Annotated in this window: 18 protein-coding genes and 1 tRNA gene; 11 read left to right on the top strand and 8 right to left on the bottom strand. The window is 71.8% G+C overall.

Annotated elements, in window-relative coordinates:
- Positions 1 to 43 precede the first annotated feature (43 nt).
- From ACIPFH_RS32645 to ACIPFH_RS32620, 6 genes are all read left to right on the top strand, one after another.
- A complete protein-coding gene (locus ACIPFH_RS32645; RefSeq protein ID WP_401832176.1) occupies positions 44 to 1,507 on the top strand; it encodes an alkaline phosphatase PhoX in 1,464 nt (487 codons plus the stop codon).
- Between the two features lie 59 nt (positions 1,508 to 1,566).
- A tRNA-Ile gene (locus ACIPFH_RS32640) sits at positions 1,567 to 1,636 on the top strand.
- A 374-nt stretch (positions 1,637 to 2,010) separates the two neighbouring features.
- Entirely contained in the window at positions 2,011 to 3,600 is a 1,590-nt protein-coding gene (locus tag ACIPFH_RS32635; protein ID WP_356250680.1) for a TROVE domain-containing protein, read from the top strand.
- A 238-nt stretch (positions 3,601 to 3,838) separates the two neighbouring features.
- The gene (locus tag ACIPFH_RS32630; RefSeq protein ID WP_401832173.1) at positions 3,839 to 4,150 is read left to right on the top strand and encodes a muconolactone Delta-isomerase family protein; all 312 of its coding nucleotides are present in this window, start codon (positions 3,839 to 3,841) and stop codon (positions 4,148 to 4,150) included.
- An 18-nt stretch (positions 4,151 to 4,168) separates the two neighbouring features.
- On the top strand, positions 4,169 to 4,840 hold the full coding sequence (locus ACIPFH_RS32625) for a GntR family transcriptional regulator (protein ID WP_401832170.1): 672 nt from the start codon (positions 4,169 to 4,171) through the stop codon (positions 4,838 to 4,840).
- A 149-nt stretch (positions 4,841 to 4,989) separates the two neighbouring features.
- Positions 4,990 to 6,006, top strand: a complete 1,017-nt coding sequence (locus ACIPFH_RS32620; protein WP_401832168.1) for a 1-aminocyclopropane-1-carboxylate deaminase — start codon at positions 4,990 to 4,992, stop codon at positions 6,004 to 6,006.
- A gap of 205 nt (positions 6,007 to 6,211) precedes the next feature.
- On the opposite strand, the gene ACIPFH_RS32615 is transcribed toward ACIPFH_RS32620, so the two are convergent.
- Complete coding sequence (locus ACIPFH_RS32615) at positions 6,212 to 7,567, bottom strand: MFS transporter (protein ID WP_401832165.1); 1,356 nt, start codon at positions 7,565 to 7,567, stop codon at positions 6,212 to 6,214.
- Here ACIPFH_RS32615 and ACIPFH_RS32610 point away from each other — a divergent pair.
- Entirely contained in the window at positions 7,566 to 7,790 is a 225-nt protein-coding gene (locus ACIPFH_RS32610) for a hypothetical protein (RefSeq protein ID WP_401832164.1), read from the top strand. The genes ACIPFH_RS32615 and ACIPFH_RS32610 overlap by 2 nt on opposite strands.
- 135 nt (positions 7,791 to 7,925) lie before the next feature.
- A complete protein-coding gene (locus ACIPFH_RS32605) occupies positions 7,926 to 8,498 on the top strand; it encodes a TetR/AcrR family transcriptional regulator (RefSeq protein WP_401832161.1) in 573 nt (190 codons plus the stop codon).
- 231 nt (positions 8,499 to 8,729) lie between these two features.
- Here the strand turns inward: ACIPFH_RS32605 and ACIPFH_RS32600 are convergent, their stop codons facing one another.
- The 7 genes from ACIPFH_RS32600 to ACIPFH_RS32570 all read right to left on the bottom strand — a co-directional run bounded on the left by ACIPFH_RS32600 (position 8,730) and on the right by ACIPFH_RS32570 (position 16,065).
- Entirely contained in the window at positions 8,730 to 9,920 is a 1,191-nt protein-coding gene (locus ACIPFH_RS32600; RefSeq protein ID WP_401832632.1) for a TerD family protein, read from the bottom strand.
- Positions 9,921 to 10,014: 94 nt separating this feature from the next.
- The gene (locus tag ACIPFH_RS32595) at positions 10,015 to 11,004 is read right to left on the bottom strand and encodes a zinc-dependent alcohol dehydrogenase family protein (RefSeq protein ID WP_401832160.1); all 990 of its coding nucleotides are present in this window, start codon (positions 11,002 to 11,004) and stop codon (positions 10,015 to 10,017) included.
- Positions 11,001 to 11,825 (bottom strand): carbohydrate ABC transporter permease, encoded by an 825-nt coding sequence (locus ACIPFH_RS32590; protein ID WP_356250665.1) that lies wholly within the window; start codon positions 11,823 to 11,825, stop codon positions 11,001 to 11,003. Before ACIPFH_RS32590 ends, ACIPFH_RS32595 begins: the two co-directional genes overlap by 4 nt.
- On the bottom strand, positions 11,822 to 12,760 hold the full coding sequence (locus ACIPFH_RS32585; RefSeq protein ID WP_401832158.1) for a carbohydrate ABC transporter permease: 939 nt from the start codon (positions 12,758 to 12,760) through the stop codon (positions 11,822 to 11,824). Before ACIPFH_RS32585 ends, ACIPFH_RS32590 begins: the two co-directional genes overlap by 4 nt.
- On the bottom strand, positions 12,757 to 14,127 hold the full coding sequence (locus tag ACIPFH_RS32580) for a sugar ABC transporter substrate-binding protein (protein WP_356250661.1): 1,371 nt from the start codon (positions 14,125 to 14,127) through the stop codon (positions 12,757 to 12,759). Before ACIPFH_RS32580 ends, ACIPFH_RS32585 begins: the two co-directional genes overlap by 4 nt.
- A 79-nt stretch (positions 14,128 to 14,206) precedes the next feature.
- A complete protein-coding gene (locus tag ACIPFH_RS32575) occupies positions 14,207 to 14,977 on the bottom strand; it encodes a DeoR/GlpR family DNA-binding transcription regulator (protein ID WP_356250659.1) in 771 nt (256 codons plus the stop codon).
- Between the two features lie 263 nt (positions 14,978 to 15,240).
- Positions 15,241 to 16,065, bottom strand: a complete 825-nt coding sequence (locus ACIPFH_RS32570; RefSeq protein ID WP_401832154.1) for an NAD-dependent epimerase/dehydratase family protein — start codon at positions 16,063 to 16,065, stop codon at positions 15,241 to 15,243.
- 268 nt (positions 16,066 to 16,333) lie between these two features.
- On the opposite strand from ACIPFH_RS32570, the gene ACIPFH_RS32565 reads away from it, so the two are divergent.
- The 3 genes from ACIPFH_RS32565 to ACIPFH_RS32555 all read left to right on the top strand — a co-directional run bounded on the left by ACIPFH_RS32565 (position 16,334) and on the right by ACIPFH_RS32555 (position 19,344).
- Entirely contained in the window at positions 16,334 to 17,275 is a 942-nt protein-coding gene (locus ACIPFH_RS32565; RefSeq protein ID WP_401832152.1) for a 5-dehydro-4-deoxyglucarate dehydratase, read from the top strand.
- Positions 17,276 to 18,448 (top strand): hypothetical protein, encoded by a 1,173-nt coding sequence (locus tag ACIPFH_RS32560; RefSeq protein ID WP_401832149.1) that lies wholly within the window; start codon positions 17,276 to 17,278, stop codon positions 18,446 to 18,448.
- A 302-nt stretch (positions 18,449 to 18,750) separates the two neighbouring features.
- Positions 18,751 to 19,344 (top strand): TIGR03086 family metal-binding protein, encoded by a 594-nt coding sequence (locus ACIPFH_RS32555; RefSeq protein ID WP_401832146.1) that lies wholly within the window; start codon positions 18,751 to 18,753, stop codon positions 19,342 to 19,344.
- The last annotated feature ends 80 nt before the right edge of the window (positions 19,345 to 19,424 follow it).

Genomic DNA, 19,424 nt, shown 5'->3' with positions numbered 1-19,424 from the left:
GTCCGCCACCCTCCACGGCACTACAACCGTCTCAGGAGACATCATGTCGCTCACCCGCAGGGACTTCGCCAGACGATCCGCGATCACCGGTGCCGGGGTCGCGCTGGCGGGCAGCGTAGGCGCCCTCGCCACCGCACCGAACGCCCTGGCGTCCACGGAGACCGAGTCCGCGGCGGACACCGCGGACGCGGGACAGGCGTCGGCGGCCGGGCACCACGGGGTCGGCTACGGCCCGCTGCTGCCCGACCCCGACGGCATCCTCGCGCTGCCCGCCGGGTTCAAGTACCGCGTCATCACCTACAGCGGCAGGACCAGGCTGGAGTCCGGCGAGATCACCCCGTCCAACCACGACGGCACCGCCACCTTCTGCGGCCCGCGCGGCGCGACCCTGCTCGTCAACAACCACGAGCTGAAGGGCCCGCGTTCGAGCTGGCAGTACCCGGTCCCGCTCACCGAGGGCCTCGTCTACGACCCGGCCGCCGCCGGGGGCTGCACGGTCGTCGAGGTACGCCCCGGCGGCCATGTCGCCGAGTGGGTCGGCATCGCCGGCACCTCCACCAACTGCGCCGGCGGCACCACCCCCTGGGACACCTGGCTCACCGGCGAGGAGACCGAGGACAAGGCCGGCCAGAACGGCATGACCAAGGACCACGGCTACATCTTCGAGGTGGACCCCGAGGACCGCCGCGCCAACCGCGCCCCCAAGCCGGTCAAGGCGTTCGGCCGGTACGCCCACGAGGCGGTCGTCATCGACCCCAGGCACGGCCACGCGTACCTCACCGAGGACGCCTCCGGCCCCAACGGCCTGCTCTTCCGCTGGACCCCGCCGGCGGGCTTCCGGCACGGCCGCGGCAAGCTGCGCACCCTCGCCGACGACGCCGGCGTCCTGCAAGCCTTCAAGTGCTTCGACTCCGGCGGCAAGTTCGTCGACGACCTCTCCCGCGCCACGAAGATCGGCACGGTGTACGGCGTGGACTGGGTCGACGTCCCCGACCGCGACGCCAAGACCGTGTCCGTCCGCAAGCAGTTCACCGACGGCCAGGTCACCCGCGCCCGCAAGCTGGAGGGCATGTGGTGGGGCGACGGCGGCACCTACATCGTCTCCTCGTACGCCCGGGACGAGAGCCCCGTCCAGCACGACGGCGCCGTCTGGTTCTACGATCCGAAGCGCCGCACCCTGACGCTGAAGGTCCTGCTCGGCGTGAACCCCGACCCGTCCGTCGACGGCGCCTTCGACGGACCCGACAACATCACCGTCTCCCCGTACGGCGGCCTCGTCATCGCCGAGGACGGCGAGGGTGTCCAGCACCTGTTCGGCGCGACCGACAGCGGCCGCACCTACCCCATCGCCCGCAACGAACTGAACATCGGCACCGAGGAAAAGCCGGAGTACAGCGAGTTCACCGGTGTCACCTTCTCGCCCGACGGCCACACCCTTTTCGCCAACATCCAGACCCCGGGCATCATGCTGGCGATCACGGGGCCGTGGAAGCGGCAGAAGCGGTGAGCACCGAGCCGTAGTTAATTCACTCGCTCGATCCGCGGCCGCCCTCCTAAAGTGGTGCACGTCCAGGTGCGAAGGCAGGACCTACTTCCACTGATAATGGGGCGGCCGCGGGTTCGAGTCCCGCCACCGGCACAACGCGCCGGTGTAGCTCAGGGGTTAGAGCACCTTGTCGGTTCCGCCGGCTTCGATCTCTGGACACCACAATTTCACAGCACCTCCCGGTGCGCAGGCTGCGGCTACTTCTTTGCAACAGAAATCCAGGCCGCCGCCGACTTTATCTCGGGAGGTGCAGCATGTGGTGGGTGCCCGGTGCGCAGGCAACGGTTACTTCATTGGATCGGACGGTCGCGGGTTCGAGTCCCGTCATCGGCTTCAGGTCGGTGTAGCTCAGTCGGTAGAGCATCTGGCTAAGTCCGTCGCCGACCCCTGATCTCGGGCACCTTCCTTTTGCTGCGCCTCTCCCGTGGACGACTGAATGAACAATGAATTCGGGGGAATTCACCATGGCGCGCTTCAATGTCCGTGCCCGTAAGCCGCAGCCCGTCTCGCCCGTGACCACCACGGGCCGGGTGCTCCGTACCCATCAGGGCGGCCGGGGCCATGAGCGGGACGCCCGCTCCGAGCTCTTCCTGCTGGCGATCGCCAACTTCGTCTCCCAGCAGACCTTCTACGAGTCCGGCGCCGCCCGTGACGACCGTTTCGCCGAGCTGGTGCGTGCGCTCGCCGTCAGCGACCCGGCCTGGACCGCCGGCCTGCTCGGCTGGCTGCGCGGCGAGGGCAACCTCCGCACCGTCGCCATCGTGGGCGCCGCCGAGTACGTGCACGCGCGTCTGACGGCGGGCGCCACCGACGGTCCCTCGAACCGGCAGGTCGTGGACTCCGTGCTGCGGCGTCCCGACGAGCCCGGCGAGCTGCTCGCGTACTGGACGGCGACGTACGGCCGCAACCTTCCCAAGCCCGTCAAGCGCGGCGTCGCCGACGCCGTACGGCGGCTCTACAACGGCAAGTCGCTGCTGAAGTACGACACGGCCTCGAAGGGCTACCGCTTCGGTGACATCCTGAACCTGGTGCACGCCGCGCCGGACCCGGCCAAGCCGTGGCAGGGCGAGCTGTTCCAGTACGCCCTCGACCGCCGGCACAACCCCGACACGGCCGTGGTGCCCAGGTCGCTGCCCGTGCTGGTGGCACACCGCGACCTGATGGCGCTGCGGCCCGCCAAGCGGCGCAGGGTCGTGACCGGAGCGGGCGGCGCGCGGCGCCTTGCCGAGGCGGGCATGACCTGGGAGGCGCTGGCGGGCTGGCTCCAGGGGCCGATGGACAAGGCGGCCTGGGAGGCGGTCATTCCGACGATGGGGGCGATGGCTCTGACGCGGAACCTGCGCAACTTCGACGAGGCCGGTGTCTCCGACGAGGTCGCCGCGCAGGTGGCGGCGAAGATCAGCGACCCGGCGGAGGTGGCGCGCTCGCGGCAGTTCCCCTTCCGGTACCTCGCCGCGTACCAGCACGCGCCCTCGCTGCGCTGGGCGTACCCGCTGGAGCGGGCGCTCGGCCACTCGCTGGCCAACGTGCCCGCGCTGCCCGGCCGGACGCTGGTGCTCGTGGACCGCTCGGGCTCGATGTTCTACGCGCGGTTGTCGGACCGCTCCGAGCTCAACCGGGCCGATGCGGCGGCGATCTTCGGCACGGCGCTCGCGCTGCGGGCGGCGGACGCGGACCTCGTCGAGTTCGGCACCAGCAGTGAAGCGATCAAGTTCCGTAAGGGGGAGTCCATGTTGAAGATTCTGGAGCGTTTCGGTGACCTCGGTGGTACGGACACCACCGAGGCCGTACGCCGGCACTACCGCGGGCACGACCGGGTGCTGATCGTCACCGACGAGCAGTTCGCCGCGAGCCGCCACGGCGACCCGACCGAGCAGGTCCCGGCGAACGTGCCGGTCTACACCTGGAACCTGGCCGGCTACCGGGCGGGCCACGGCCCGTCGGGGAAGGCGAACCGGCACACCTTCGGCGGGCTCTCGGACGCGGCCTTCCGGATGGTGCCCCTGCTGGAGGCCGCCGACGACACGCGGTGGCCGTGGGCGGCCGCGGCCTGAGAGCCCGCGAAAGCCGGCCGAGGCGCGAGACCCGGTAGTGGCCGAAGCGCCGGTCGTCCTCCTCGCGCCTCACCAGAACGCCGAGACGCACGGCGATCGTGGGCCGGTCGGTGAACGAGAACCCGACGTTCAGGTGATCGAGGAGGAGGTCTTCGGCGAGGCGTCCGGTCTCGAGGAGCCGGTAGCCGGTAGCCGCTAGCCGGCGGTCGGCCGTGACGCCGAGGGGCCGGGAGTCGTGGTGGGCCGCGACTCCCGGCCTTCCACGCAGGTGGAGGTCACCGCCGCCGTCGCCGAGGGCATCAGTCAGGACGAGGCCGACGAACGGCGCGCCGCCGAGGCCGTCCGAGCCCGCGAACCGCCCTCCGGCCATCCGGCCCGGCTGTGGCGGCCGGTCGGTGAACTGCGCGGTGTCGGTGTCCGGTGCGCCGCCGACGAGGCGGAACTCCACGAGAAGATGCTCGCCACACCACCGGGGCGCACCTGGACGACGTATGACCGGTCGTCGTCTCCTTACGGATGCCGTTCCGCCCTTGTGCACGCACCGGACTGATATCTAACATTTCAGCCCATGGAGACCGTGCCGCGCACTCTGCTCAGGGACCGTGCCTACGAGGCGATCCGGGACGCCATCGTCGCAGGGGACATCGCCCCCGGCGCGGTGGTGCGCGACGCCGATCTCGCCGAGCGGCTGGGGCTGTCGCGGGCGCCGGTGCGGGAGGCGTTCGCCCGGCTCGTCGACGAGGGGCTGCTGGAGAGCAAGCCGCAGAGCTACACGCGGGTCACCCCGGTCGTGGCCGCCGACGTACGGGACGCGGCGGCCGTGGTGGGCGCGATGCACGAGCTGGCCACCCGAGTGGCGGTGCCCCGGCTGTTCGCGGCGGACGTCGAGCGGATGCGCGCGGCCAACGAACGGTTCGCCGCCGCCGTACGGGCCGGGGACGTGGACGCAGCCCTGCGGGCCGACGACGCACTGCACGACATCCTCGTCCGGGCCGCCGGCAACCGCGCGGCCGCCGCCACCATCGCCCGCTACACCCCTCTCATCCGGCGGTTGGAGCGAAGGCGCTTCGGCGAGGGCGGCACGTGCCGTTCGGCCGGGCTGCACGGCCGGCTGATCGAGGCCTGCGCCGACGGCGGCGTGGACGAGGCGGTCCGCGTCACGGCGGAGATCTGGCGCACCCTCGCGGATCTCGGCGATACCGATGCCGACTCCGACTCCGACTCCGACTCCGACGACTGAGTGACCCGGTGAACGGGTGACTCGGACACGTGGCCGAGCGACTGGGACCACGAGTGACTCGATGACCGGGCGACTTGGAGAACGAGTGACTCGGTGAACGAGTGACCGAGTGCTGAGAGACCCACCGACCCACTGCTCCAGGAGGCCTCATGTCCCTCTCCTCGTACGAGCGTTACCCCCTTCTCTTCGGCCCGTCCCCGGTCCACCCGCTGGAACGGCTCACCGCCCACCTCGGCGGAGCCGCCCTCTGGGCGAAGCGGGAGGACTGCAATTCCGGCATCGCGTACGGCGGGAACAAGACCCGCAAACTGGAGTACCTGGTCGCCGACGCGCTCGCACAGGGCTGCGACACCCTCGTGTCGATCGGCGGGGTGCAGTCCAACCACACCCGTCAGGTCGCGGCCGTCGCCGCCCGCGCCGGACTCAGGTGCGTGCTGGTGCAGGAGAGCTGGGTGGAGTGGCCCGACCCGGTGTACGACAAGGTCGGCAACATCCTGATCAGCCGACTGGCGGGGGCCGATGTGCGACTGGTCCGGGCCGGGTTCGGGATCGGCTTCAAGGAGAGCTGGGAGCTGGCGCTCAGGGAGGTCGAGGAGTCGGGCGGGAAGCCGTACGCCATCCCGGCCGGGGCCTCCGACCATCCGCTCGGCGGACTCGGCTTCGCCGGCTGGGCGTACGAGGTCGCCGAGCAGGAGCGGGAGTCGGGCGTGTTCTTCGACACCGTGATCGTCTGCTCCGTGACCGGGTCGACCCAGGCCGGCATGGTCGCGGGGTTCGCCGCGCTGGAGGAGGCGGGCGGGCGGCCCCGGCGCGTCATCGGGATCGACGCCTCGGCCAAGCCCACCGAGACCCGCGAGCAGATCGCCCGCATCGCCGACGGGACGGGTCGACTGATCGGGGTACGGCGGGAGCTGACCCTCGAGGACGTCGAACTCGACGAGCGCTATCACGGGGGTGTCTACGGCGTCCCGGACGCGGCGACCCTGGAGGCGATGCGGCTCGCCGCGCGGACCGAGGGCATGGTCACCGACCCCGTCTACGAGGGGAAGTCGATGGCCGGGCTCGTCGACCTGGTCGCGCGCGGCGAGGTCGGCCGCGACTCCACCGTGCTGTATGCCCACCTGGGCGGGCAGCCCGCCCTGAACGCGTACAGCGCGCTGTTCTAGACCCGGTCGCCGGCCGGTCACTGCTCCACGACCAGTCGTGGCCGGCCAGGACCAGTCGCGGCCAGGATCAGGCCTCGCCGGGGCCTGACCTGGTCCGGCTGGGACCTGATCTGGTCTGACTGGGCCTGACCAGGACTGGGATCTGGCCAGGGCCAGGGCCAGGGCCAGGACCTGGATCTGGCTCCGGCTCCAGTTCTGGCTCTGGCTAGGGCCTGTCCTGACCGCCGAGGGTCGGGATCCTCCGCTTGCCCCTGATCGTGAGGGCCGCCGTCAGGAGGGCTGTCAGCGCGATCAGGCCGGCCGCGCCGAACGCCCGGGCCGCGCCGTGCGTGAGGATCTCGGCCGGGCTGCCGGTCGTGTGCCGGGTGGCCGTGCCGTACACCGTGACCAGCACGGACAGCCCGAGCGTGCCGCCGAGCCACTGCAAGGTCTGGAGCAGCCCCGAGGCGGCGCCCGCCTCCTCGGGCCGGACCTTCGCGAGGATCGTGGCGTTCAGCGGCATCAGGGCCAGGCCGACTCCGACGCCCAGCAGCAGGAGCGGGCCGAGCAGACCCGTCGCATAGCCGTCGTCGGGGCCGAGCCGCCACAGCCAGGCCGCCGAGCCGGCGAGCAGCGTCATACCGGTCAGGATCAGCGGCTTGGCGCCGAGGCGGGCCAGCAGTCGCGGCACGAACCGTACGGTCGTGAACATCACCACCGTCATCGGCAGGAAGGCGAGACCGGCGCGCAGCGGGCTGTAGCGCAGTACCTCCTGGCTGATGAGGGTGAGGAAGTAGAAGGCGCCGAACATGCCCGCGGGCAGCATCAGGACGCCGACGTAGGCGCCCGCCCGGTCCCGGTCGGCGAGCAGCCTCAGCGGCATGACCGGCTGCTCGGCGCGGGCCTCGATCCGGGTGAACCCGACGAGCAGGGCGGCCGCGCCGGTGAAGCCGAGCAGCGCCAGGGTGTCGCCCCACCCCTCCTCGGAGACCCGGATGAACGCGTACACCAGTGAGGTGGTCCCGGCGGTGCCGGTCAGGGCGCCCGCCCCGTCGAACCGGCCCGCGTGGCGCGGGGTCTCGGTGACGAAGCGGGGCAGGGCGAGGGCGACGCCGATGCCGATGGGCACGTTGATCAGCAGCGCCCAGCGCCAGGAGGCCCAGGCGGTGAGCATCCCGCCGAGGACCAGGCCGACGGAGGCGCCGATCCCGGCCATGGAGGAGTAGACGCCGAGGGCGTGGTGGCGGCGGGGGCCCTCGGGGAAGTTGGTGGTGATCAGGGCCAGGGTGCTGGGTGCGGTGAGGGCCGCGCCGGCCCCCTGGAGGGCGCGGGCGGCGAGCAGCCAGCCGCCGTCGCCGGCCAGGCCGCCGAGCAGCGAGGAGCCGGCGAACAGCAGCACGCCGAGGGCGAGCGTGCGACGGCGGCCGAGGATGTCGCCGACGCGCCCGCCGAGCAGCAGCAGTCCGCCGAACGCGAGGGTGTAGGCGTTCAGCACCCAGGACAGCCCGGTGGGTGAGAAGCCGAGGTCGTGCTGCATGTCGGGGAGGGCGACATTGACGACCGTGGAGTCGACTCCGACCATGAGATACGCGGTGACGATCACGAGCAGGACGGCGCGCGGCCGGGCGGTCGGCCCCGGCCGCCCCGAGGAGGGCCCGGTCCTCCCGGACGGCGAGGCAGGGGACGGCGAAGCGGAGGACGGCGAGGCCGACGGGGGCGAGGCCGAAGGGGGCGAGGAGGAAGAGGAGGCGGCGGAAGGGGACGGCGTGGACATGGGGTACTCCCTGTCTGGTGTCCCCGCGTGATGTGGTGGAACATGCGGGCAGCACGAAGAGACCCTGGTCGTGAGCCCGCAGAGGCAAGCGGAGTAAGCGGGGACTGTCTCCGTTTAGTGCTCGCTAAAATACGGAGAGAGTCCCCGGTTCGCAAGGAGTAACTGGATGGCGCAGGTCAGACCCATGCGTGCGGACGCTCGCCGCAACTACGAGCGCTTGCTGAAGGTGGCGGCGGAGGCCTTCGCCGAGCATGGGGAGGGCGCCTCCCTGGATGACATCGCCAAGCGGGCGGGCGTCGGATCCGGCACGCTGTACCGGCACTTCCCGACCCGGCAGGCGCTGCTCGAGGCGGCGTACGTCGACCGGATCGAGGCGCTCGCCGTGCGGGCGGACGAACTCGGCGGGGAACTCCCGCCGGGCGAGGCGCTGTCGGAGTGGCTCAACGAGCTGTGCGTCGGCACGATCCAGGTCCGCGGGATGAAGTCCCTGCTGGGCTCCGCGGTCACGGACGGCAGCGCGGCCGCGGTCACCGCCTGCGGTACGAACATGAAGGGAGCGGCCGCCCGGCTGGTCGAGGCGGCGCAGCGGGAGGGGACCCTGCGGGCGGACATCGAGCCGATCGACGTCCTGCGCCTCGCGCACGGGGTGGCGACGGCGTCGGAGCTGGCGAAGGGGGACAGCAACGCCATCCGCCGGTATGTGTCGCTGCTGACGGAGGGACTGCGGCCCGCGCGGTGAAGCCGGCGGGGCGCCCCCGTGTCGGCGGGCGCCCCTGCTGAACGACTGCGGGTGAGTGACCACGGCTGAGCGACGGCCGATGTGGACGACCGCGGTTGCCGACAACCGCGGCTGAGCGACTGCCGGGTGCGGACGATCGCGGCGGAGCAACCGTCGCTGCGGACGGCTGCGTGGACGGCTACGGCCGATCGACCGCCGTGGTGAACGGCCGTGGGCGGACCGGAGCGCGGGCTACAGGGTCTGGGCGCCCGGCTTCACCATGTTCCGTACGGTGCGGGCCTTCACGAAGTCGCCCACGGCCGTCATCTCCCACTCGCCGGAGAACTGCTTGATCAACTTGGCCATCAGCACGCCCGTCTGCGGTTCGGCGCCGGTGAGGTCGAAGCGGACGAGCTCCTCGCCCGTCGAGGCGTCCAGCAGACGGCAGTAGGCCTTGGCGACCTCGGTGAACTTCTGGCCGGAGAAGGAGTTCACGGTGAAGACCAGCCCGGTCACCTCCTGCGGGAGACGGCCGAGGTCGACGACGATCACCTCGTCGTCACCGCCGCCCTCGCCGGTGAGGTTGTCGCCGGAGTGCTTGATCGCGCCGTTCACGATGGAGAGCTTGCCGAAGTAGCAGCTGTCGATGTGGTTGCGCTGGGGGCCGTAGGCGATGACCGAGGCGTCCAGGTCGATGTCCTTGCCGCGGAACGCGGGCTCCCAGCCCAGGCCCATCTTGACCTGCGAGAGCAGCGGTCGGCCGCCCTTGACGAGGGAGACGGTCTGGTTCTTCTGGAGGCTGACCCGGCCCTTGTCCAGGTTGATCTTCCCCGTGGCGGCGGGGGCGGCCGGAGCGGGCGGTGCCGGGGGCATCGGCGGGGCGGCCTGCGTCACCGGCGACTGCGGCACGGGCGGCGGGGCGACCTGCCGCGGCGGAGCGGCCGGTGCCGGTTCCTCCACCGTCACGCCGAAGTCGGTGGCGATGCCGGCCAGGCCGTTGGAGTATCCCTGGCCGACCGCGCGGGCCTTCCAGGCGCCGTTGCGCAGATAGATCTCGACGACGACCAGTGCCGTCTCCGAGCCGAGTTGCGGGGGCGTGAAGGTGGCCAGCACGCCGTTGTCGTCCGCGCTGCGGATCGTGGCCGTCGGTTCGACGCCCTGGAACGTCTGCCCAGCGGCGTCCGGGCTGGCGGTGACGACGATCTTCTCGATGCCCGGCGGGACCGCGGACGTGTCGACGGTGATCGCGTCGGGGGCCGTACCGCCGCCGGAACGGTAGGTCACCCCGGGGCCGCTCGGCTGGTTGTAGAAGATGAAGTCGTCGTCGGAGCGCACCTTGCCGTCGGCGGTGAGCAGCAGGCCCGAAACGTCGAGCCGCACCGGTGCGGCGACGTCCACCGTCACGCGCGCGGTGGAGAGAGGGATGTTCGAGCCGGGGGTCATAGCTGTCATGCCGGGTGAACGAGCGAGACCACTTTGCCGTTCCCTTACCCGGACCCGAACGGGCCCGGGCAGGGACATGGCAGGGCCACGGGGGCTACGGCACCACCACGATCTTGCGGCCCACCCCCGCCGCGAACTGTTCCAGCGCTCGCGGATACTCCTCCAGGGGCATCCGGTCGCTGATGAAGACCTCCGGGTCCAGCACCCCGTTCGCGAAGAGCTCGGCGGCCCGCTCGAAGCTGTGCAGGACGGCCATCGAGCCGGTGATGGTGATCTCCTGGTTGTAGATCCGGTACGGGTCGACGGTGACCCGGGTCGCGTAGTCGGCGACGCCGAACTGGAGGAACGTCCCCGCCTTCGCCACCCGCCCCAGACCGTCCTGGATCGCCGCCGCGTTGCCCGTCGCGTCCACGACCAGGTCCCAGCCCCGCTCACGTTCCAGCTCGTCCGCGTTGGCCGCCGCCCCGGAGACGCCCAGTCGGCGGGCGGTCTCCAGCCGCGCCGGATTGAGGTCCACCACGTCCACGCTCGCCGCTCCCGTGCGCTTCGCCAGTTCCAGCATCATCAGCCCCATCGTCCCGGAGCCGTAGATCAGCACATGCGCTCCCAGCCGTGACCGGAGCACGTCGTAGCCGCGCACCGCGCAGGACAGCGGCTCGATCAGGGCCGCGTCCTCGGTGCGGATGTGCTCGGGCAGCCGTACGCAGTTCGCCACCGGCGCCACCGCGTACTGCGCCGCGCCGCCCGCCGTGGTGACGCCGATCGCGGCCCACCGTTCGCACAGGTTGTTGTGGCCGGTACGGCAGTAGCGGCACTCGTGGCAGTACAGGGACGGGTCCACCGCCACCCGGTCGCCCACCGACACCTCCGTGACCTGCGTGCCGACCCCCACCACCGCGCCCGCGAACTCGTGCCCGGGCACGATGGGCAGCTTCGGCGCGAACTCGCCCTGGAGGATGTGCAGATCGGTGCCGCACAGACCGCAGGCGGCGACCTCGACGACCACCTCGCGCGGCCCTGGGGTCGGGTCGGGGACCTCGGTGACGACGGCGCGGCCCACGGACTCGATGACGGCGGCCTTCATTTCACGGCTCCCAAGGACAGGCCCTGGACCAGTTTGTCCTGGGCGGCGAACCCCGCGGCGAGCACCGGCAGGGAGATGGCGAGCGACGCGGCGCACACCTTCGCCAGGAACAGTCCCTGGCTGGTGATGAAGCCGGTCAGGAAGACGGGGGCGGTCTCCGCGACCACGCCCGTGAGCACCCGGGCGAACAGCATTTCGTTCCAGCTGAAGATGAAGCAGATCAGGGCCGTCGCCGCGATGCCGGGCAGGGCGATCGGGGCGACCACGCGCGCGAGGATCGTCGGCAGCCGTGCCCCGTCCACGCGCGCGGCCTCGATGATCGCCACCGGGACCTCGGCCAGGAACGACTGCATCATCCACACCGCGATCGGCAGGTTCATGGAGGTGTAGAGGATGACCAGCAGCCAGATGTTGTCGAGCATCCCCGCGTTCTTCGCGAAGAGGTAGATCGGCAGCAGGCCCGCCACCACCGGCAGCATCTTGGTCGACAGGAAGAAGAACAGGACGTCCGTCCACTTCTTCACCGGACGGATCGACAGCGCGTAGGCCGCCGGGAGGGCGAGGAGCAGGACGAACAGGGTCGACGCGACCGACGCCACCGCCGAGTTGATCAGCGCCGGCCAGGGGCTCGCCCCGCCGCCGGCGCCGAAGAACTCGCGGTAGCCGTCGAGGGTGAGCGACGCGGTGAAGGACGGCGGGTTGGTCGCCGCGTCCTGCTCCGAGTGGAAGGACGTCAGGGCCATCCAGGCGACGGGCAGGAAGAACACGATCCCGGTCACCCAGGCCAACAGCCCCAGGCCGCCTCTGCGTACGACGTTCATGCGCGGGACACCTCCTCGCGGAACAGGGACGAGACGACCCGCAGGGCGAAGGTCGCGATGACGATCGAGCCGATGACCACCAGGACGCCCGCGGCCGAGGCGAGGCCGTTCTCATGGGCCTGGTAGAAGCTCTGGTAGACGGTGTAGGGGAGGTTGGCCGTGCCGAGTCCTCCCGAGGTGATGGTGAAGACCGCGTCGAAGTTCTGCACGATGTAGATCGAGCCGAGCAGGGCGCCCAGCTCCAGATAGCGGCGCAGGTGCGGGAGCGTGAGGTGGCGGAAGATCTGCCAGTCGCTCGCGCCGTCCACCCGGGCCGCCTCGATCTGCTGCTGGTCGCGGCTCTGCAGACCGGCCAGCAGGATGAGCATCATGAACGGCGTCCACTGCCAGACCAGGGAGGCCTCCACGGCGAGCAGCGGGGTGTCCGAGATCCAGTCCGGCTGGGGCCCGCCCACGTAGTGCAACAGGCCGTTGAACAGGCCGTACTCGGGGTTGTAGAGCACGTGTTTCCAGAGCAGGGCGGCCGCCACCGGTACCACCAGGAAGGGGGCGATCAGCAGCGTGCGCACCACGCCCCGGCCCCGGAACCGACGGTCCAGGAGCAGTGCCAGGCCCAGCCCCAGCACCAGGCTGACCAACACCACGGTCGCCGTCAGCAGGACGGTGGTCCACACCGAGTGGCGCAGGTCCGCGTCGGTCAGGACCTGGTGGTAGTTGTCGAACCCGGTGAAGCGGCGGGCGTCGGGGTAGAGGGCGTTCCAGTCGAAGAAGGAGATCACCACCGTGGCCACGAACGGGAGTTGGGTGACCACGATCATGAAGACCAGGGCGGGGAGCAGCGGGGCCCTGGTCGCCCAGGCGCGCAGGCGGGGGGACGGACCGCGCAGGGTGGGTGCGGAGGGTGCGGCCACGGGGGCCGTAGTCGTCGCGGTCATCGTCCCTCGTACTCCTCGGAGATCCGCTCGGCGAGCTGCTGGGACTTCTTCAGGGCCGATGCGACGGACTGGCGTCCGGCGATGGCCGCGCTGATCTCCTGGGAGACCTTGGTGCCGAGGTCGGTGAACTCGGGGATGCCGACGAACTGGATGCCGGGCGCGGGCCGCGGCTGGACTCCCGGGTCGTTGGGTTTCGCCGCCTCGATGGCCTGCTTCGTCATGTCCTGGAACGCGGCCGCTTCTTCGCGGTAGGCCGCGTTCTCGTAGGTGGACGCCCGCTTGCCGGCCGGCACGTTCGACCAGCCGATCTTCTCGCCGACCAGTTGCTCGTACTGCTTGCCCGAGGCCCAGGAGACGAACTTCCAGGCCTTGTCGGCGTTGCGGGAGGCCTTCTGGATGCCCCAGGCCCAGGTGTAGAGCCAGCCGGAGGCGCCGGTGCGCTCCACGGGGGCCGGGGCGTAGCCCATCTTGCCCTTGACCGGGGACTTCGCCGCCTCCAGGGAGCCGGCCGCGGAGGTGGCGTCGTACCACATGGCGACCTTGCCCTGGGTCATGTTGTTCAGACACTCGGCGAAGCCGGACTGGGCGGCACCGGACTCGCCGTGGTCGCGGACGAGGTCGACGTAGAACTTCGTCGCCTTCTCGAAGGCCGGCGAATCGAGCCGGGCCTTCCAGTCCTTGTCGAACCAGGTGCCGCCGAAGGTGTTCACGACGGTCGTCAGGGGCGCCATCACCTCGCCCCAGCCGGGCAGCCCGCGCAGGCAGATGCCCTTCATCCCGGGCTCGGCGCCGTCCGTCTTCGCCGCCAGGTCGGCCACCTGCTGCCAGGTGGGGTGTGCGGGCATCGTCAGGCCCTTCGCGGCGAACACGTCCTTGCGGTACATCAGGAAGGACGACTCGCCGTAGAAGGGCTGGCCGTAGAGCTTTCCGTCGTCCCCGGTGAGGGACTCGCGCATCGGTTTCAGGACGTCCCGCTCGTCGTAGGCGGCGTCGTTCGCCACGTACGAGTCCATCGGGTGCAGCCAGCCGTTGCGGGCGTAGATCGGTATCTCGTAGTTCGACAGGGTCGCCACGTCGTACTGGCCCGCCTGGTTGGCGAAGTCCTGGCTGATCTTGTCGCGGACGTCGTTCTCCGGCAGCAGGGTGAAGCTGACCTTGATGCCGGTCTCCTTGGTGAAGTGGTCGGCGGTGAGCTTCTGCAACTCCGCCATCTGCGGGTTGTTGACCATCAGGACGTTGAGGGAGTCGCCGCCGGAACCCGCCCCGCCGGCTCCGGCCCAGCAGCCGGAGAGCAACGGGGCGAGCAGCGTCCCTGCGGCGACCGCGGCGAGCGTGACTCGCGGCCTCCGTCGGCTCTGGGTGCGCATGGATCGCTCCTGGGCATAGTGGGATGTATCGGGCACTTCGAGGCGTGGAGGTGCCCGCGGGGGTGGTTGGTTCCGGGTCTCAGACCCGGATGACCTGAGGCCCCAGCAGTGAGTAGCGGTGTGCCTCGGCCGTCGGGAGCAGCGTGCTCGTCACGATCGCCTCCAGCGCGCCCACCTCGGCGAACCGGCTGAAGCTGACCGCCCCGAACTTGGTGTGCACGCCCACGAAGGCCACCCGGCGGGCCGCTCGCACGGCTTGTGCCTTGACCTCGCCGACGGCCGGGTCCGGGGTGGTCAGACCGTGTTCGCGGGAGATGCCGTTGGCGCCGATGTAGGCGAGGTCGACGACGAAGCCGGCCAGCATCTTCGTCGTCCAGTGGTCGACCGTGGCCAGCGTGCCGGAGCGGACCCGGCCGCCGAGCAGCAGCACGGACATGTTCTCGGTCTCGGCGAGCGCGCCCGCGACCGGCAGGGACGCGGTGACCACGGTCAGCGGCCGGTCCCTGGGCAGCGCCTCGGCGATGAGCTGCGGGGTGAAGCCCTCGTCGACGAAGACCGTCTCGGCGTCCCCGAGCAGCCCGGCCGCCGCGGCGGCGATCCGGCGCTTCTCGGGCACGTGGCTGGTGGCGCGGAAGGCCAGCGTGGTCTCGAAGCCGGCGCTCTCCACGGGATAGGCGCCGCCGTGCGTACGGCGCACCAGACCGTGGTCCTCCAGCGCGCGCAGATCCCGCCGTACGGTCTCCCTGGCCACGCCCAGTTCGGCGGCGAGCGCGGCGACGTCGACCGAGCCGGTGGCCCGCGCGGCGCGCACGATCTCGCGCTGGCGCTCCTCCGCCGTCCTCGGGGTCATGCCGTCACCTCGCTCTCCCGCCGTCCTGCCCGTTCGGGCCCGGTGGGGCCCATGGGGGAAGTTCTACAGCGGGTGCGCGGCACTGACCAGGTCTGTTGCGGGCCCGATACTGCCCGGGTCCGCCCGTTTGCGGCGCGGCCTGACCGGCTCGGACCTGCGGACCGGCCGGGCGGCGGGTGGGATCGGGCAGGGCGCGTGCCCGGATACGGCGGCGGGCGGGCCCGTTCGGTGCCCGCCCGCCCTCCGGGAGGTCCGCCTCCCGGTCAGTACGGCCAGATCGGCGGGTCGCTGACGAAGTGGCCGCCGAGGTAGGCGTGGGCGATGTTCTCCGGGTCCAGTTCGCCCTGCTCGGCGATCAGCTTCTCGGCGTACGGCTCGGAGTCGTCCTGCGGCTCGTAGCCGAGCGCCCGCGCGGTGCTCAGGTCCCACCACAGCCGGGTGTTGGCGGAGGAGCCGTAGACGACGGTGTGGCCGACGTTCTCGGCGGTCAGGGCCGCGTGGAGGAGACGGGCGCCGTCGGCCGGGCTCATCCACACCGACAGCATGCGCACACTGGTCGGCTCGCCGAAGCAGGAGCCGATGCGCACCGACACGCTCTCCAGGCCGTGCTTGTCCCAGTAGAGCTGGGCGAGATCCTCGCCGAAGGACTTGGACAGGCCGTAGAAGGTGTCCGGGCGGCGCGGGGTGTCGATCGGGATCAGGTCGCCCGCGTCGAGCGGCGCGTCGCCCCGGGGGCGGGGGGTGAAGCCGACCGCGTGGTTGGAGGAGGCGAAGACGATGCGCTGCACACCCTCCTCGCGGGCCGCCTCGTACAGGTTGTACGTGCCCGCGATGTTCGCGCTCAGGATCTTCTCGAAGGGGGCTTCCAGGGAGATCCCCGCGAGGTGGACGATCGCGTCCACGCCCCGCACGGCCTCCCGGACCGCGGCCCGGTCGGCCAGGTCCGCGACGATCGCCTCCGGCGCGCCCTCGACCGGACGCAGGTCGAGCAGCCGCAGCTCATAGCCGTAGGCGGGCAGCAGGTCCCGCATCAGGGTGCCGAGGCCGCCGGCGGCGCCGGTGAGCAGGACGGTGCGCGGAGCGGGCATCCTCGGGTCTCCTTGGTTCGCGTGAGGTTGGTTCGGGTGAGGCGGGACTGCCGGTGAGGCGGACGCATGTATGGCCGGGGTTCACATGCATGGACACGCTAAAGAGCGGCGGCCGCACCCGTCAAGTGTCCTACGCGCGTGGCAAAACTGCTGGTGTCTCGGGGGTTTGCCCGCTTGACCCGGCTCGATCGGGCACCCTAGCGTGAGCTTGTTCAGGAATATGGACGCTGCTCAAGAATATGGACCCGTTATGGACCCGGGAGAGCCCGTGACGTCAGCCCCGCTCGCCGACCGCCTCCGCGTCCCCAGCGGACCGCTGTTCTTCCCCGTCACCGCCTACGGCCCCGACGGCTCCCTCGACCTCGACGCCTACCGCGCGCATGTCCGCCGCGGCGTCGAAGCGGGTGCCGCCGCCGTCTTCGCGGCCTGCGGGACCGGGGAGTTCCACGCGCTCGCCCCCGAGGAGTTCGAGGCCTGTGTACGGGCGGCCGTGGGGGAGACCGCCGGGCGCGTGCCGGTCGTCGCGGGCGCCGGCTACGGAACCGCGCTCGCCGTGCGCTACGCGCGGCTGGCCGAGTCGGCCGGGGCGGACGGCCTGCTCGCCATGCCGCCCTACCTCGTCGTCGCCGCCCAGGAGGGCCTGCTGCGGCACTACCGGTCGGTGGCGGCCGCGACCTCCCTGCCCGTCGTCGTCTACCAGCGCGACAACGCCGTCTTCACCCCGGAGACAGTCGTCGAACTCGCCCGGACCGAGGGGATCATCGGCCTCAAGGACGGCCTCGGCGACCTCGACCTGATGCAGCGGATCGTCAGCGCCGTCCGTACCGAGGTCCCCGGCGACTTCCTCTACTTCAACGGCCTGCCGACCGCCGAACAGACCCAGCTCGCCTACCGGGCCCTCGGCGTCACCCTCTACTCCTCGGCCGTGTTCTGCTTCGCCCCCGAGATCGCCCTCGCCTTCCACCGGGCGCTGGCCGCCGGCGACGACAACACCGCCCACCGCCTCCTCGACGGTTTCTACCGGCCGTTCGTCGAACTGCGCGCCCAGGGCCGCGGTTACGCCGTCTCGCTCGTCAAGGCCGGGGTCCGGCTGCGCGGCCTCGACGTGGGCGAAGTGCGCCCGCCGCTGCACGAACCGAGCGAGGATCATGTCAAGCAGCTCGCCCAGGTGATCGAGCGCGGCTACGCGCTGCTGGAGGAGGACCACTAAGTGAAGGCGTCGACATTCGTCTATCCCTGGGACGTCGTGGGCGACCCCGGGGCGCCGGCCCGGATCGCCGCGCTCGGCGTGGAACAGGTGACGCTCGCCGCCGCCTACCACTCCACCCGCGCACTCACCCCCCGCCACCCGCGCCACCGCATCGTCACCGCCGAGCACGCGGCCGTGCTGTACCCGACGGATCCGGCCGGCGACCGCTGGAAGGGCCGCGCCCTGCGCCCGTACCCGGCGGGCGACTGGGCTCCCGGCGACGCCTACGGAGAGGCCGCCGAAGCGCTCGCGGCGGCCGGTGTCGCCGTGCACACCTGGGTGGTCCTCGCGCACAACTCCCGCCTGGGAGCCGAGCATCCGGACACCTCGGTGGTCAACGCCTACGGCGACCGCTACCCGTGGGCCCCCTGCATCGCCCAGCCCGCCACGCGCGCGTACCTCGTCGACCTCGCCGCCGAGGCCGCCGTACGCCCCGGCGCGGGCGGCACCGAACTGGAGTCTCTGGGCTGGTACGGGCTCCAGCACCTGCACGCCCACGACAAGACCGGCGGCGTCGGCCTCGGGGACGCCGGCCAGTACCTGATGGCGCTCTGCTTCTGCCCCGCCTGCCGGGCCGGCTACGGCGAGCAGGGCCTGGACGCCGACGCGCTCGCCGCCGCCGTACGGGACGCGCTGGAGCCGCTGTGGCAGGGGGCGCCGGACGACGGGGGCTGGACCGGCGTGGAGAAGCTGCTCGGGCAGGACACCGCGGCGGCCACGCGCGCGTGGCGCGACGAGAGGGCCCGCACGCTCCAGGAGACGGCGGTGCGGGCGGTACGGGACGCCGCGCCCGAAGGCTTCCAGGTCCTGCTGCACGCCGACCCCGTGACGTACCACGTCGGCGCCAATCCGGGCGTCGACCCCGCGCACATCCTGTCCGTCACGGACGGGGTCGTCGTGCCCTGCGCGGGCGGCCCCGGCCTGCTGACCCCCTTCGCCGCGCAGGGCCGCGGGGGCGCGGTCGTCGCCGCCAACCTCGGCGTCGTCTCCGGCATGGGCGGCAGCCCGGGAACGCTGACCGCCGACATGGCACGGGCACGCGAGCTCGGCGCGACCGAAGTCCGCCTGTATCACGCGGGATTGGCGTCGGACGGGGACCTGGACGCAGTACGCGTGGCACTGTCCTCGCGCTGAGAGCCGTGCGGGGGCGGTGCCGGGGGCCGGGGGTGGGCGCGCGTCGGACGGGGGCCTGGAGGCCGTGCGCGTGGTCCTGTCCTCGCGCTGAGAGTCGCGTGGCGCCGGGGATGGCCGGCCGCGCGTCGGACGGGATCTGGAGGCCGTAGGCGTGGCACTGTCCTCGCGCTGAGAGCCGTGCGGCGGCGGTGCCGGGGGCGGCCGTGAGCGTCCGGGCAGGGGCGCGGCAGCCGCCGGTTTCGCGGACGGAATTGCGCCGTGCGGCACCGATGAGATCGCGCGGCGCGGCCGGTCTACCCCGTATGACCAACACGACGACGACTCTCGACCTCGGGCCCCAGGCCCGGATCATCGCGCGCCTCGCGGAGGGTGTCCGCGACGAGCAGCTCGCGGACGGGACACCCTGCCCGGGCTGTGCCGTCCGCAATCTGCTCGGGCACCTCATCGGGCTCTCCGTCGCCTTCCGGGACGCCGGCCGCAAGGATCTGGGGGCCCATACCGACACCGCTCCGGACGCCGCCGAGCCGGACATCGGCCCCGGCTGGCGCGAGGAGCTGCCCACGGCGCTCGACGCGCTCGCCGAGGCCTGGCGGGACCCGGCCGCCTGGACCGGCATGACCCGCGCCGGCGGCATCGACCTGCCCGGCGCGGTCGCGGCCGCCGTCGCGGCCGACGAACTGGTGATCCATGGCTGGGACCTGGCCCGTGCCACCGGGCAGGAGTACGAGCCCGACCCGGACGCGCTGCGGGTCTCGCACGACTTCCTGCGGGCGGCCGCCGAGGAATCGGACCGCGGGGACGGCATCTTCGGCCCCGTGGTGCCCGTGGCGGACGACGCCCCACTGCTCGACCGGGCGGTCGGACTGAGCGGCCGTGACCCGGCGTGGACGCGGTGACCGACGCCCCGACGCCTCACCGCCGGGCACCTGGCGAGGCGTAGACGGTCGCCGCGGCTGCCGTAGCCGCATGGGAAACA

Origin of the sequence: Streptomyces sp. NPDC088157 (assembly GCF_044741545.1) — a bacterium.
Taxonomy (GTDB): Bacteria; Actinomycetota; Actinomycetes; order Streptomycetales; family Streptomycetaceae; genus Streptomyces.
The sequence above is the reverse complement of the archived record's forward strand: the minus strand, read 5'-3'. Positions and strand labels throughout refer to the sequence as shown.

Coding starts and splice junctions, on each gene's coding strand:
- ACIPFH_RS32585 (WP_401832158.1), bottom strand. CDS start 12,760: ATGACCGCGACGACTACGGCCCCCGTGGCCGCACCCTCCGCACCCACC.
- ACIPFH_RS32575 (WP_356250659.1), bottom strand. CDS start 14,977: ATGACCCCGAGGACGGCGGAGGAGCGCCAGCGCGAGATCGTGCGCGCC.
- ACIPFH_RS32555 (WP_401832146.1), top strand. CDS start 18,751: ATGACCAACACGACGACGACTCTCGACCTCGGGCCCCAGGCCCGGATC.
- ACIPFH_RS32615 (WP_401832165.1), bottom strand. CDS start 7,567: ATGGTCGGAGTCGACTCCACGGTCGTCAATGTCGCCCTCCCCGACATG.
- ACIPFH_RS32590 (WP_356250665.1), bottom strand. CDS start 11,825: ATGAACGTCGTACGCAGAGGCGGCCTGGGGCTGTTGGCCTGGGTGACC.
- ACIPFH_RS32620 (WP_401832168.1), top strand. CDS start 4,990: ATGTCCCTCTCCTCGTACGAGCGTTACCCCCTTCTCTTCGGCCCGTCC.
- ACIPFH_RS32645 (WP_401832176.1), top strand. CDS start 44: ATGTCGCTCACCCGCAGGGACTTCGCCAGACGATCCGCGATCACCGGT.
- ACIPFH_RS32605 (WP_401832161.1), top strand. CDS start 7,926: ATGGCGCAGGTCAGACCCATGCGTGCGGACGCTCGCCGCAACTACGAG.
- ACIPFH_RS32610 (WP_401832164.1), top strand. CDS start 7,566: ATGAGATACGCGGTGACGATCACGAGCAGGACGGCGCGCGGCCGGGCG.
- ACIPFH_RS32600 (WP_401832632.1), bottom strand. CDS start 9,920: ATGACCCCCGGCTCGAACATCCCTCTCTCCACCGCGCGCGTGACGGTG.
- ACIPFH_RS32595 (WP_401832160.1), bottom strand. CDS start 11,004: ATGAAGGCCGCCGTCATCGAGTCCGTGGGCCGCGCCGTCGTCACCGAG.
- ACIPFH_RS32570 (WP_401832154.1), bottom strand. CDS start 16,065: ATGCCCGCTCCGCGCACCGTCCTGCTCACCGGCGCCGCCGGCGGCCTC.
- ACIPFH_RS32635 (WP_356250680.1), top strand. CDS start 2,011: ATGGCGCGCTTCAATGTCCGTGCCCGTAAGCCGCAGCCCGTCTCGCCC.
- ACIPFH_RS32580 (WP_356250661.1), bottom strand. CDS start 14,127: ATGCGCACCCAGAGCCGACGGAGGCCGCGAGTCACGCTCGCCGCGGTC.
- ACIPFH_RS32625 (WP_401832170.1), top strand. CDS start 4,169: ATGGAGACCGTGCCGCGCACTCTGCTCAGGGACCGTGCCTACGAGGCG.